This window comes from Kitasatospora sp. NPDC127121 (assembly GCF_042677305.1).
In the GTDB taxonomy this organism is placed as follows: Bacteria; Actinomycetota; Actinomycetes; order Streptomycetales; family Streptomycetaceae; genus Kitasatospora.
This window is the reverse complement of sequence record NZ_JBHXTQ010000065.1, coordinates 37,231-50,410: the sequence shown is the minus strand read 5'-3', so window position 1 is coordinate 50,410 and position 13,180 is coordinate 37,231. Positions and strand designations below refer to the sequence as shown.

11 protein-coding genes are annotated in these 13,180 nt (G+C 72.0%); 4 read left to right on the top strand and 7 right to left on the bottom strand.

Annotation, left to right across the window (positions count from 1 at the left end):
• Positions 1 to 541: 541 nt before the first annotated feature.
• Both ACFVHI_RS27245 and ACFVHI_RS27240 read right to left on the bottom strand, forming a co-directional pair.
• Complete coding sequence (locus tag ACFVHI_RS27245) at positions 542 to 1,342, bottom strand: hypothetical protein (protein ID WP_380343681.1); 801 nt, start codon at positions 1,340 to 1,342, stop codon at positions 542 to 544.
• Positions 1,343 to 1,414: 72 nt separating this feature from the next.
• Complete coding sequence (locus ACFVHI_RS27240; protein ID WP_063352340.1) at positions 1,415 to 1,921, bottom strand: SigE family RNA polymerase sigma factor; 507 nt, start codon at positions 1,919 to 1,921, stop codon at positions 1,415 to 1,417.
• Positions 1,922 to 2,223: 302 nt separating this feature from the next.
• On the opposite strand from ACFVHI_RS27240, the gene ACFVHI_RS27235 reads away from it, so the two are divergent.
• Positions 2,224 to 5,175, top strand: coding sequence for a BTAD domain-containing putative transcriptional regulator (locus ACFVHI_RS27235; protein WP_380343679.1), 2,952 nt, complete (start codon positions 2,224 to 2,226; stop codon positions 5,173 to 5,175).
• A gap of 43 nt (positions 5,176 to 5,218) precedes the next feature.
• Here the strand turns inward: ACFVHI_RS27235 and ACFVHI_RS27230 are convergent, their stop codons facing one another.
• Positions 5,219 to 7,099, bottom strand: coding sequence for a protein kinase (locus tag ACFVHI_RS27230; protein WP_380343676.1), 1,881 nt, complete (start codon positions 7,097 to 7,099; stop codon positions 5,219 to 5,221).
• Between the two features lie 623 nt (positions 7,100 to 7,722).
• Between ACFVHI_RS27230 and ACFVHI_RS27225 the strand changes: the two genes are divergently transcribed.
• The 3 genes from ACFVHI_RS27225 to ACFVHI_RS27215 all read left to right on the top strand — a co-directional run bounded on the left by ACFVHI_RS27225 (position 7,723) and on the right by ACFVHI_RS27215 (position 10,627).
• Positions 7,723 to 7,884, top strand: coding sequence for a hypothetical protein (locus ACFVHI_RS27225; RefSeq protein WP_380343673.1), 162 nt, complete (start codon positions 7,723 to 7,725; stop codon positions 7,882 to 7,884).
• Between the two features lie 173 nt (positions 7,885 to 8,057).
• Entirely contained in the window at positions 8,058 to 8,558 is a 501-nt protein-coding gene (locus tag ACFVHI_RS27220) for a hypothetical protein (RefSeq protein ID WP_380343670.1), read from the top strand.
• Positions 8,555 to 10,627 (top strand): alkaline phosphatase family protein, encoded by a 2,073-nt coding sequence (locus ACFVHI_RS27215; protein ID WP_380343667.1) that lies wholly within the window; start codon positions 8,555 to 8,557, stop codon positions 10,625 to 10,627. The genes ACFVHI_RS27220 and ACFVHI_RS27215 overlap by 4 nt, the downstream gene beginning before the upstream one ends.
• On the opposite strand, the gene ACFVHI_RS27210 is transcribed toward ACFVHI_RS27215, so the two are convergent.
• The 4 genes from ACFVHI_RS27210 to ACFVHI_RS27195 all read right to left on the bottom strand — a co-directional run bounded on the left by ACFVHI_RS27210 (position 10,617) and on the right by ACFVHI_RS27195 (position 13,177).
• On the bottom strand, positions 10,617 to 10,814 hold the full coding sequence (locus ACFVHI_RS27210) for a hypothetical protein (RefSeq protein ID WP_380343664.1): 198 nt from the start codon (positions 10,812 to 10,814) through the stop codon (positions 10,617 to 10,619). The genes ACFVHI_RS27215 and ACFVHI_RS27210 overlap by 11 nt on opposite strands.
• 34 nt (positions 10,815 to 10,848) lie before the next feature.
• Complete coding sequence (locus ACFVHI_RS27205) at positions 10,849 to 11,586, bottom strand: SRPBCC domain-containing protein (protein WP_380343661.1); 738 nt, start codon at positions 11,584 to 11,586, stop codon at positions 10,849 to 10,851.
• A 99-nt stretch (positions 11,587 to 11,685) separates the two neighbouring features.
• Complete coding sequence (locus ACFVHI_RS27200) at positions 11,686 to 12,951, bottom strand: cytochrome P450 (RefSeq protein ID WP_063352347.1); 1,266 nt, start codon at positions 12,949 to 12,951, stop codon at positions 11,686 to 11,688.
• Between the two features lie 10 nt (positions 12,952 to 12,961).
• Positions 12,962 to 13,177 carry an MbtH family protein gene (locus tag ACFVHI_RS27195; protein WP_063352348.1) on the bottom strand — a complete coding sequence of 72 codons (216 nt, stop codon included), beginning with the start codon at positions 13,175 to 13,177 and terminating at the stop codon, positions 12,962 to 12,964.
• Between the last annotated feature and the right edge of the window lie 3 nt (positions 13,178 to 13,180).

Here is a 13,180-nt window from a genome sequence, read left to right as displayed (position 1 = left end):
CTGGCGTTGACTTTTGGCACGCTGTTGAGTTCTCAAGGAACGGACACTTCCTTCGGACCGCCTTCCAGCGGGCCCTCCGGGCGCTTCGTTCTTTCCTGTTTCAAGCTTACCAGATGTTTTCCACTCCGTTTCCGGCGCTTCGTTCATCCAACTCGCTGGTGTCTTCTGCGGCTTGACGCCCCGTCCGACGTTTCAAACTCTAGCCGATCCCTGCTCCGAAAAGCGAATCGGCCGCAATCCAATAAAACGAACACACCGATATACACACCGAGTCTCGCCCGCACATGGCAAGCCGACCCGGCCCGAACCGGGACGTGGTGTTTCGAAAGGATTGGCCGCCCCGGGACCGTCCGCGCCGATGCGTGTCCGGTGCTCCCTGCCGAGCGACTGGCTGACAGTACCCCTACTCAGCGCTCGAAACAAATGCCCGGCCCGGGGCGCGTACCCGCCGAGGTCTCGCACGGAACAACGGAACAGACGTGCTCGACCTCGGCGGACGCAACGTCGGCGGACGCAACCCCTACAAACGCGACGCGCAGGCTCAGCCGACGGCGCCGAGGATCGGCGCCCAGGCGGCACCGGTGAGTGCGGCCACCGCCTGCGGCTCGGAGAGCGGAGGAGCGGGACGGGTCGGCTTCGGCGTCTCGGCGCCGGTGCCGCCGCCGGTGCTGTTCCACTGCACCATCTGAAGCTGCGCGCCGGTCGACTTCAGGGTCACCGTCACCGTCCAGCGGCGGGCGGTGTCGGGACGGACCGGGTGCGCGGCCGCGTTCTGCTGGAACATCACCAGGGCCCCGCCGGGAATCTCGGCGCTGCTCGGCAGCTCGCTCATCTTGCAGGTGTCACCGTCCTTCTTGGGCTGCCACTCGCAGCTCAGCCCGTCGCCGTCCTTGAGCGGCAATGGGAGCCGCACGGCCGAGACGCCGACGAAGGCGGCGCCGTGCCCGTCGTCGAGGACCAGTCCGCCGTTGGCGACACGCCCGTTGGACGGGTCCGAGGGGTTGTTGCTCTGCCCGCTCTCCGCGCTGAACCGGCCCCCGGGGAACGTCGCCTCCAGGGCCTGGATCATCTGGGTGTCGGTGATCGCGGAACGCGGCATCGCCATCGCCACGATCCCGATGTCGGATCCTTCGGAGTGCATCCCCGTGAGCACGTCGGGGATCACCACGCCGGCTGCCGCGATCACGGCGCAGGCGCCGACCCCGGCGATGACACCCGCCGTACGCCGACGCCGGCGGCTCCGCCCGCGCTCGACGGTTCCGCTCAGGAGCGCGGTGAGATCGGGTTCGAGGGAGTCGGTCGTGCGGTCCAGGGCGTGTGCGAGGTCTGCTTCGAACGGCATGCTGGCGTCACCTTTTCTGTCGCTGATGCTGATGGGGGCTTTGCGGCGGTGGACCTGGTCGCGCACCGGTGCTCAGTGCGCGACCAGGTCGGACAGGCTGTCGCCGAGCAACGCACGCAGCTTGCCGAGTGCCCGGGTGCCCTGGGAGCGGACCGCGCTGCTGCTCAGCCTGAGCATCCGGGCGGTCTCCTCGATGCTGCGGTCCTCCCAGTAGCGCAGCAGCAGCACCGCCCGGTCGCGGGGCGGCAGTTGGCCGAGCGCGTCCAGCAGGGTGAGCCGCAGTGCGGTGTCCGGGCCGGCCGCCGCGCTGTCGGGCATGGTCCCGATGGGGCGCTCGCCGCTGCTCCGCCGACGCCGCAGGCTGAGGAAGGTGCGGACCAGGACCGTCTGGGCGTAGGCGGCCGGGTTGTCCGCCTTGGCCACCCGCTTCCAGTGCACGTACACCCGGCTGAGGGTCTCCTGGACCAGGTCCTCCGCCAGATACGTGTCGCCTGCGGCGAGGACGTACGCCGAGCGGTACAGCGCCTTCGCCCTCGCGGCCGCGAACTCCAGGTACTCATCCTCCTGTGCTGACTTCACTCGGTTCCCGCCTGTTCCCTTGTCCTGTGATCCCCGTGCATACCCCTCATGACTACGTAAGGCGTCAGCATGTCGCGCGGGCGAGGCACCTTCTTTTTTCACCGGTCTTTTTTCACCGGTGCCGCGTCGACAGCCCTCCACGGACACCCGTGTCTCCCCGTGGCCAGCCCCTGGCCGACCCGTGGCCGGCCCCTGGACGGCCCCTGGACGGCCCCGGCCAGGGGTGATGCGGTCGGTATCATGCGCCCGGGGGTTCGATTGCAGGCAGAGGGGAACGGTCGGTGGGTGGGTTGCGGTTCACGGTGCTGGGACCGATACGGGGGTGGCGGGACGGCGGCGAGCTCGCACTCGGGTCGCCGCAGCAGCGGAACCTGCTGCTCTCGCTGCTGCTGAGGGCCAACCACCCCGTGTCGACCGGTCAGCTCGTGGACGACCTGTGGGGCGAGGAGCCGCCCGCCAAGCCCATGGCCGTGATCCGGACGTACGTCCACCGGCTGCGCCGCGTCCTCGGGCCCGCCCCGCTGACCTCGCTCAGCGGGGGCTACCTGCTCACCGTGGATCCGGGGGAGCTGGACATCCACCGCTGCGAGGAGCTCGTCGCCACGGCGAAGGAGCTCAGCGGCGCCGGGGAGCACGCCCGCGCCGCCGCCGCGCTGCGCCTGGCGCTGGCCCTCTGGCAGGGCGAGCCGATGTCCGGGCTCTCCGGCCCCTATGCCGAGCGGCAGCGCGGCGAGTGGACCGAACGCCGGGTGACGGTCCTGGAGTCGTGTCTGGAGGCCGAGGTCGAGGCCGGACCGTCCGGCGAGGCCGTCGCCGAGCTGACCGCGGTCGCGGCCGAGCACCCGCTCAGGGAGCGGTTCTCCGAGCTGCTGATGCTCGCCCTCTACCGGTCCGGGCGGCAGGCCGAGGCCCTGAGCGTGTACCGCGAGACGGACCGGCGGCTGCGGGCGCAGCTCGGCGTCGTCGCCGGGCCCGGTCTGCGCGAGTTGCAGCGCCGGATCCTGGTGGCCGACACCGCCCTCGTGGCGCCCGCGCCGCCCCGGCCCGACACCACCACCACGGCCCGCCCGCCGTACCACGCGCCGATCCGGCCGACCCAGGTACCGGCCGACCTCGCCGACTTCACCGGCCGCGAGGCGCAGACCGAGGCGGTGCGGGCCGTCCTGCTCGCGCCCCGCACCGTGCCCGTGGCGACCGTGTCGGGCCTGGGCGGCATGGGCAAGACGGCCCTGGCCGTCCATGTCGCGCACGGGCTGGCCGCCGACTTCCCCGACGGCCAGCTCTACGTCGACCTGCACGGGGCCGACGGCCGCCCGACCCCGCCCGAGGAGGTGTTGGGCGCCTTCCTCCGCGCCCTCGGCGTGCCGGCGGAGGCGCTGCCCGCCGGGCTCGCCGAACGCTCCGCCCAGTTCCGCTCGCTGCTCTCCGGCCGACGCGTGCTGATGGTCCTCGACAACGCCCGGGACGCCGAGCAGATCAGGCCGCTGCTGCCCGGCCGGCCCGGTTGCGCCGTGCTCGTCACCAGCCGGGCCAGGCTCGGTTCACTTCCCAACGCGCACGTCGTCGAGCTGCCGGCCTTCGCCCCGGAGGAGGCCCTCGACCTGCTCGGCCAGGTGGTCGGTGGGCAGCGGCTGCAGGCCGAGGCGGACACGGCCAGGGAGCTCGTGCGGCTCTGCGGCCACCTCCCGTTGGCCGTGCGCATCCTCGCCGCGCGCCTCTCCTGCCGGCCGGGCTGGACCATGGCCCGGCTGCTCGACAAGCTGTCCGAGAATCGTCGCCGGCTGGACGTGCTGCGCACCGAGGACCTCGCCGTCGAATCGGCGTTCCGCTTCGGCTACGACCAGCTGACGCCCGACCAGGCCCGCGCCTTCTGTCTGTTGGCGGTGCCGGACGTGCCCGACCTGTCGCCGGGCGCGGTCGCGGCGGTGCTCGACCTGCCCGAGCACGAGGCCGAGGAACTGGCCGAGTCGCTGGTCGACTGCTCGATGCTGGAGACCGCGCCACCGGACCGCTACCGGTACCACGACCTGCTGCGCGCCTTCGCCCAGCGGCTCGTCCCGGAGACGGCAGCCGACGTCGAGGCTGCCGGCGCGGGCTCGGCTCCGGAGGCGGACCGCCCGGCCGCCGTCCTCACCCGCCTGGTGATCCGCCAGCACGCCGAGACCGTCGCGGCCCTCGGCCCGGCCGCCACCCGCGCCGCCCTGACCGGCTCCGGCGCACCGTACGCCCCCGACTGCCGCACGGTGGCCCGCGGTCGCGGCGAGTACCACGGCATCGGCGCTCTGGTCGGCCAGTACGCCGGGCTCCCCCAGCCACCCCGGCTCGATCTGGCGGCCGAACTGCTGCTCGGGGGAAGCCTGTTGTGCGAGACCGGCCAGGCCGCCCGGCCGCTGGGGCACGCGGCCAAGGTCCTGCTCCAGGCCGCCGTCCGACAGGGCGACCGAACGGCCGAGGTCAGGGCCCGGCTGGTGCTCGGCCGGCTGCTGACCGAGGTCGGCTCCGAGCCCGCGGCCCTCGGCGAGCTGCTCAGGTCCCGCGACCTGTGCATCGCCCACAACCTGCCGGGGCCGCTGCTCGCCCTGGCCCACACCTCGCTGGCCGCCCTGTTCGTCCAGGTCGGCCGGCCGGGCGACGCGGTCGACGGCTTCGCGGCGGCGATCGCGGTCTGGGAGCGGCTCGGCGACCGGCGCTCGGTGGCGGGCGAACTGCTCAACCTCGCCGGTGCGTTCACCGAGCTCGGCCGGCCCGAGGCGGCGGTCCGCGTCGTCGACCAGTCCCTGCTGATCTGCCACCAGCTCGCCGACCACGAGCTCCAGGCGCTCGCCCTCGACTCGTTGGGGACGATCGCCCACGATCGCGGCGAGTTCGAGCAGGCCCTGCGCCACCACCGCGGCGCCCTCGCCCTGCTGCGGCCGGACGACCGGCGCCGGACGGGCCGTACGCTCCTGCGGCTCACCGAGTCGCTGCGAGCCGTCGGCCGCGGCGACGAGGCGGTGGAGGCGGCAGACCGGGCGGTCGAGGTGCTGACGCTCGACGGCGACCGCCGGGGGCGGGGACTGGCCCTGGCGGCGCTCGGTGACGCGCTCGCCGACCGCGGCGGCGCCGAGGACGCGGCCCGGGCGTGCCGGTCGGAGGCCTACGACATCCTGGCCTCCATCGGCTCCCCCGAAGCCGACCGGCTGCGCGCCCTGATCGGCCTCGGCTGGGCCGCCGACCGGCCCCGCCGGCAGTGGCCGTCCTGGCTGCCGGCCTGATTCGCCCCTCGCCCCGGGGGTGTTCGGCTGCCGGTCGGACGGCTCAGGACAGCGCCCACACCTGGTTCTCCGCGTTCGAGCAGGCCGCCACCCTGACGTAGTAGGCGACTCCGTCGGACGTCAGACAGCCCTTGGTGGCGCCGTTGACGATCTGGTAGCCGCCCCGGACCGGCACGAAGGACCAGAGCTGGTTGTTGTTGTACGGCGGGCTCGTCCAGATCTGCACGCGCCCGTCGCCCGTGTCCAGGTCCAGCACCTTGGTGTAGTTGCTGGAGGCGTTGCGCAGGAAGTACTTCCCCTCGAAGACCTTTTCCAGCCGCCACACCTGGGCCGGCGTGCCGTTGACGTTGAAGGTGCCGATCCGGTTGCCGTTCTCGTCCACGGAGTAGGAGTTGTCCAGCGCGCCGTTGACGCCGGTGATCTGTGTCTGGGAGGGCAGCTGCGGCTGCGGTTTCGGCTCCGGCGTGGGCGGCGTGGGCGGCGTCGACGTCGCGGACGACGTGGGCGTGGGCGGTTCGTGGGAAGCGGGCGGAGACGGGACGGCGGAGGTCGGCGCGGGCGAGGCGGGGTTCTGGCTCGCGGTGGGCGCGGTGGAGGCGGGAGGGGACGCGGCGGGGGCCGGGTTGGGCGTACCGGGCCGGACGGGCGTGGTGGCGCCCTGGCCGCCGGTGGCCGTGGCGGAGGCGGGAGGGGACGCGGCGGTGCCCCGGGTGGGCGTACCGGGCCGAACGGGCACAGCGAGGTCCTGGCCGGCGACCGGCGCGGGTCCGGCGCCGGGCGTGGGGCTCCCGCCCGCTTCCGGTCCGGTCGACGGCACCGGGGCCGTCGGCTCGGCGGGCTGCTGTCCGGCGGGTTGGCGGTCGGCTGCCACCGCCGCGGGAACGGCCGGGCCCGAGAGGCCGGCCACCGGGCCCGCGACGGCGGCGGTGCCCGGAGCGTCGTCCTCATCGGACCGGATCACCGTCGCTCCGGAGGCCCCGACCACGCAGAGCAGTGACAGCGCCGTCACGCCGATCAGCCCGCGTAGGCGGAACCTGGCCCACCGTGCGCGTCCGACGACCGGCAGGGGCCCGACCGGGACCAACGCCGGCGCCGTCTCCTCGGCCGGTGCGAGGGCGTCCCGTACCGCCGCGGCCATCGCCGCCGCGTCGGGCCAGCGCTCGCCGGGCTCCTTGGCCATCGCCCGCTCGACCAGCGCCCACACCGGCGCGGGCACGTCCTCGGGAAGCGGCGGCACGGGCTCCGTCAGGTGCTTGAGGATCAGTTCGAGGGCGGTCTCCCCGTCGAAGGGGAGCTTGCCGGCGAGGCATTCGTAGAGGACGACGCCGAGTGCGTAGAGGTCCGCCGAGGCGGTGACCGTCCCGGTGGAGGCCTGTTCCGGCGCCTGGTAGGCGGCGGTGCCGAGCACCATGCCCGGTACGGTCAGCCGGGCGTCGCAGCCGGGCCGGGCGATGCCGAAGTCCGCGATCACCGTCCGGTCGCCGCGGACCATCAGGTTGGCCGGTTTGATGTCCCGGTGGACCACCCCGGACTCGTGCGCGGCCTCCAACCCCTCCAGCACCTGGAGCGCCATCCGGAGGGTCTCCTCCACCGGCAGCGCGCCGCGGCGTTCCAGCACGGCGCTCAGCGGTTCCCCGTCGATCAGCTCCATGACCAGGTAGCCGACCGAGGGCCGCCCGTCCACGGCGCTGTGCCCGTAGTCGTACACGCCGACGATGCCCGGGTGGCGCAGCTGCGCCATGACGCGGGCCTCGGCGTGGAAGCGTTCGGCGAAGCCGGATTCGTCCAGCAGGGCCGGCTTCACCACCTTGACCGCGACCCGGCGGCCCAGGACCTCGTCCTCGGCGAGCCACACGTCGCCCATCGACCCGCCGCCCAGCAGGTCTACCAGCCGGTAGCGGTCGGCGAGCACGGTGCCGCGCATGATACTCCCTGAATCAAGCCCGAGGACCGGAGCGAATCCGGAGACCGGCCCGGTTCCATGGGCGCACCTTGGTCCGGGGCGCCCTCCGAGGATCATGACACCGGCAAAACAACTACTGGCTTTCCATCATATGAATCACGGTCGACTCAAGCCATTCCCGCCCCATGCCCCGCCCCACGCCCCGCCCCACGCCTCGACGCCCGCGTTGACGGCCGGGTGCGGCGCCACAGCCGGTCGGGTGGGGTGTCAGGCGCCCTCCCCCGGCCACGACCGGTCACCAGCCGCCAGCCCACTCGAACGAACGCCGCCGTCGAGCCTCGCGGAAGCCGTCGACGGGGAGGCGGCTCGTCCTCGGTCCCGGACAGCCGCGGAGCAGGCCGTCAAGGCCTCCCCAGGCGCCGGGCCGACTTCTCGCGTCGAAGGTTCGTAACGAAATTACCCGTCACTGGAATGCAGGTCACCGGACCTTTTCGCATCGCGCCACCGGACCGGCCGACCTAGCGTGGGTCGTGGCGCTCCTCACCGACGTTCCTCGCTGCGCGCGAGCCATGGGATCGAGCCACGGATCCGCCCGGGCAAGGCTTCGGCAGCACACGCACATATGGATTCAGAAGGACTCAACCATGGGCTTCGACCACGTCGACGCGGTGATGGCCGTACCCGACGAGCCGAACCAGTTCCGGGTGTTCTCCAACACCGACCACCGGCGCGTGGAAATCACCGTGGACACCAGGGCCTGTGGTCCGGTGCCGCTGAGCGAGTGGGAAGGCCTCACCAAGGGCTGACGGCCGTCTCGGGTGCCCGGACCGCACCTGGCCCGCCGCACCCAGCACTGGACGCCCGACCCGGCCGACCCCGGCCGGGCGTCTCACGTACCCGTACGTGCCCCGAGCCGTCGATCCCTTCGTCGGCCCCATCTCCCCGCTCATGCACACCTGCTCCGATCGGAGACCTGCCCATGGGTCAGTTCGTCACAGACCTCAACGTCCTGGTCGCCTACGACGACCCAGTGCGAAGCCCGTTCCGCACGCCCACCGGGTGGGAGTGGATCGACGTCGATCTGAACAAGGGCGCACGCGGCGCCTACCTGTACGTCGTCTTCGAACGGTCCACCGAGGGCCGGCCCGTCACCGGCATCCGCGTCCTCCAGGACGACGAGAAGCCGCCCGCCGGCTACCAGAAGCTGCCGGTCGACCTCAACAGGGGAACCCCCGTGCACGACAAGGCCCTGTTCCTGGCCGCCACCCGCCAGGAAGGAGCAGGCCGGCCCATCGTCGACCTCACCGTCACGCACTGGAAGGACGGGTCGAAGGTGGTCCCTCCCAAGACGGGCTACACCCGCGTCGACACGGATCTCAACGAGGGCGCCAAGGGCGACTTCATCTACCTCGACTACCTCCGGGCCACCGAGAACGCACCCTCCGGTTCGCCCGCCACGCCGGACCAGGAGCACGCGTGAACACTCCCCACTCCCCGCAGAGCGCTCCGTCGCTGCCGGACTCGCTGCTGAAGGCCCTCAAGCGCAAGCCCCGCCCCGGCGGTCTGAAGGCTGTCCGACACGTGGTCTTCCTGATGCAGGAGAACCGTTCCTTCGACCACTACTTCGGCAGCAACTTCCGAGGAGTGCGCGGGTACGAGGACCGCAACCTCGTCACGTTCCCCGGGTCCGGCGGCCGCACCGTCCTCGACCAGCCCGACCCGGGCCACCCCTCCAAGCCCCAAAGGCCCTACCAGCTCGGACCGGACCAGGGTACGGCCGAGCCGGCGGCCCACAACTGGCCCACCGGCCACCAGGCGTGGAACAACGGCCGCTACGACCAGTGGATCAAGGCCAAGGGAACCGTCACGATGGGCTACTTCGACCAGCCGGAGGTCGTCGGAACCTACCGGGCACTGGCCGAGCGGTTCACCGTCTGCGACGCCTACCACTGCTCGGTGATGAGCGAGACCACCTCGAACCGCAACTACCTCTTCAGCGGATTCGGCGGCTGGGAGCCCGACGGGTCGCGGGTCACCGGGTCGGCCGCGCACGACCGCGAGAATCCCGATGCGACCTACGCGGGTGACCGGACGCCCGGGTACAACTGGTCCAGCTACCCCGAGATCCTGGAGGTCAACAACGACCCCTTCGGGTCCGACAGGATCAGCTGGCGCGTCTACCAGGGCTGGGACAACTACTACGACAACAACCTGGACTTCCACGCCGAGTTCAAGCGGGTCTTCCAGACCGTGCTGAAGAGCGCCGAGCTCGACTACCTGAGCCTGTACGACTTCTACAAGGATCCGAAGCGCGTGCGCCCGGAGGACGTGGAGGCGCTCGCCAAAGCGGTCGCCGACCTGCCGCCGGCCGACCGGAGCCTCTACGACCGCGGGCTCTTCCGCTGCCCGCCCCCGCCGGACTCGAAGCAGAACCCGAAGAACTACCGCGACTTCGTCTACGCGTTCGCCCAGGACGTGGCGGCGAAGAGGGTCCCCCGGGTCTCGTACCTGGTGCCCTCGGACGCGGACTCGGAGCACCCGGGCGACGGCGGTTCGGCCCCCATGACCGGCGAGGAGGTCGTCTGCCAGGTCCTGGACGTCATCGCCTCCGACGAGGACATGTGGGACTCCACCGTGCTGTTCGTCAGCTACGACGAGAACGACGGCTTCTTCGACCACGTGCCACCGCCGGTGCCCCCGCAGGGCGTCGACGACGAGTACGTCGGCGACCAGCCCATCGGCCTGGGCATGCGCGTGCCGATGATCGTGGTCTCGCCGTGGACCGTGGGCGGCTACGTCAACTCCCAGGTCTTCGACCACACCTCACAAGTCCGGTTCCTGGAGGAGTGGTTGGGCGTACGGCAGCCCGCCATCAGCCGCTGGCGGCGCACCGTGGCCGGCAACCTCACCTCGGTCTTCGACTTCGACCGCACCGGCGACCCGCCGTCGCAACCCACCGACCCCACCCGGCGTCTGGCCCGCCCGCTGCCGTACCAGCCGGACGCCCACGGCGCCCTGGACCAGCAGCAGGGCGCGTTCGTCCTCCAGCCGACCAACACCGGCGCCGCCTCCGTGCACCTGACCCTGTACGACAACGTCGGCACGTCCGGCAGCTACGACGCGCCCCGGCACTTCGACGTGCTCGGCACCACCACGCCCGCCACCAACGTGCCGGTGCACGAAGGAGGTTACGACTTCTACCTCACCGGCCCCAACGGGTTCCGCCGCGAGTTCGCCGGGAAGGCCGCCGGGGCCGCAGCCGACACCTCCGTGGCCACCGCCATCGCCATCGCCCCGAAGCGCACCCTCACCCTGACGATCACGTCGCCGAGCGCCACGCCGCAGGCCGTCACCCTGGCGCCCCGGCACTACAGCACCGCGAAGGCACTGACCGGGACCGTCGTCACGGGCAAACCCCTCGTCCTCGCCTGGGACACCGAGGACGCCGACGGCTGGTACGACCTGGACCTCGCGATCGCCGAGGACACGTCCTTCCGCCGCCGCCTCATGGGCCACGTCGAGAACGGCCACCCGAGCATCAGCGGCTGAGCGCCGACGAGGCCGGTGCGGGGTTGAGCTTGGCGCTGAGCACCGACAGGAAGGTCGGGAGCTTGTCCACCGCGGTCTTGGGGACGGGGGTGACCTGGACGGTGTCCCGGACCACGTCCTGCACGACGAGCTTGTAGGTGCCGCCCTCCTCGACGAGTTCGGCGGCGTAGAGCAGTGTTTCTTCCACCAGGGGTCCCTCCGGTTGTCTGTCGTACGGCGGGTCAGGAGCCGTTGAGCCAGGCGTTCCACGCCTTGGTCGCCTGCTCCTCGTCCGCTCCCCCGGCGAACAGGTGGTGGCCCAGCCAGATCGGCCAGTTCCAGGAGCTGCCGTTGTAGAACCGGTACAGGGTGTCCGGGCCGCGCAGACCGATGAAGTCGGGGCTCAGGTAGTCCACGACCACCTCTTCCGGGCCGCCGTCCGCACCCGGGAGGTCGAGTGACAGCCGGTCGCCGACGGCCGTGTCGTCGGCGAGGCCGAGGCGCCGGCGCAGCGTGGCGAAGTCGGCGGGGTCGGCGGTCGGTCCGGGCCGGGCGGCCTTGACGTAGACGGCGGTGCGGTCGGCGAAGTGCGTCAGGTACTGGGCGAGGCTGTGCTGGTAGAGGTCGACGTGCTTCTCGGCCGCGTCCGCCCTGGTGTCCCAGCCGTCGTCGACGACGCCCTCGTGCACCCAGTGGATCCCCATCCGCAGGTGGCTCGACGTGCCGTTGGCCGCCTCGATGTGGTAGCTGAGGGTGTTCGAGAAGCCGCCGTCCCTGGTCGCCCGGACGGCGAAGTGGTGCGGCGGTTCCCAGGCCACGACGGTGCCGCCGCCGCGGGAGACCGTCCCGCCGACGTGCGGCTCGACCTCCATGGGGTACAGCCAGCTGAGGTTGCCGGCCCCGGTGGCGATCGCCTGCCAGACCTGGTGCGGTGCGGCGGGCAGGTCCTGTTCCCGGCGCACCTGGAACTCTCGGGCCATGATCGGTTCTCCTTCGCAGTCGATGGTCTTGTCGTTCGGTGGTCTTGTCGTTCGACGGGCTTGTCGTTCGACGGGCTTGTCGTCCGACGAGGTTGTCGTTCAGTAGGTGAGCGGCAGTGCGCACAGGTGCCGTTGCAGCGGGTTGGGCCGCCAGTCGAGGGCCGTCCCGTCGGCGAGTGCGAGGCCCGGGAGCCTGCGGACCAGGGTGCCGACCGCCAGTTCGGTCTGGAGCTTGGCGAGCGGTCCGCCGAGGCAGAAGTGCGGGCCCGTGCCGAAGGTCAGGTGCCGGTTGCGGGTGCGCGCCAGGTCGAGTCGGTCGGGGTCCTCGAAGCGGTCCTCGTCGCGGTTGGCCGCGCTGAGGAACAGGTACACCAGCTCGCCCTCGCGCAGCGTCCGCCCGCCGATCTCGACGTCCTGCGCGACGACCCGGACGATCGCCTGGGTCGGCGTGTCGTAGCGGGCCAGCTCCTCGACGGCGGTGCGGATCAGCGCCGGGTCCTCGCGCAGCCGGGCCAGCTGGTCGGGGTGGCGCAGCAGGGCGAGGGTGCCGTTGCCGATCAGGTTGGCGGTGGTCTCGTCCCCGGCGGTGATGAGGACGAAGCAGGTGGACAGCAGTTCGGAGTCGGTGAGCCGGTCGTCCGTGGCCTGGGTGGTGACCAGGGCGCTGATCAGGTCGTCGCCCGGATCCTCGCGGCGCTGCCGGATGAGCCGGGACAGGTACTCCTCGTACTGGTCGACGGCGGCCTCGGCCTGCTCGATGTCGGCGGTCAGGTTGCCGATCCGGCGGAACCAGGTCTTGACTTCGGGGCGGTCCTCGGGCGGGATGCCGAACAGCTCGCAGGCGACGGCCAGGGGCAGCGGGGAGGCGACCGCCTCGATGAAGTCCATGGCGGGCCCCTGGGCCACGGCTCGGTCGATCAGGTCGTCGACGACCGTCTGGATGCCGTCCCGCAGGGCCTCGACCCGCCGGGCGGTGAACGCCCGGTTGACGAGCTTGCGCAGCCGGGCGTGGTCCGGCGGGTCGGTGTTGGTCATCACCCGGCCGAGCCGGTCGGTGAGCCGGCTCAGGGCCTTCAGGTTGCCGCCCAGGCCGCTGAGGGCCCGGGTCATCCGGTCCCGGTCGTTCGACAGGCGCAGGTCGCCCAGGGCGGCGTCGATGTCGGCGTACCGGGTGAGGTACCAGATGCCCTGGTCGCTGCGGTGGACCGGGCTCTCGCGCCGCATGCGGGCGTAGAACGGGTACGGGTCGCGGCGGGCCTCGGGCGTGTACAGGGCCGCGGCGAGGTCGCCGGACGGCCCGGCCGGGCCCGCAGTGGCACGGGCCTCGGCCGGGGCGTCGGTGCCGAGGGTGTCGGTGGAGGTCACGTCGGCCGCGCTACTTCCTGGCGTCCATGGCGTCGGCGAGGCTCCTGGGCCGCATGTCGGTCCAGGACTGCTCGACGTACTCCAGGCAGGCGGCGTGGCTGTCGGGGCCGTGGGCGACGGTCCAGCCCTCGGGGACGTCGGCGAACTGCGGCCACAGCGAGTGCTGGTTCTCCTGGTTGACGAGCACGAGGAAGGTGGCGTCCTGGTCGTCGAACGGGTTGGTCATGGG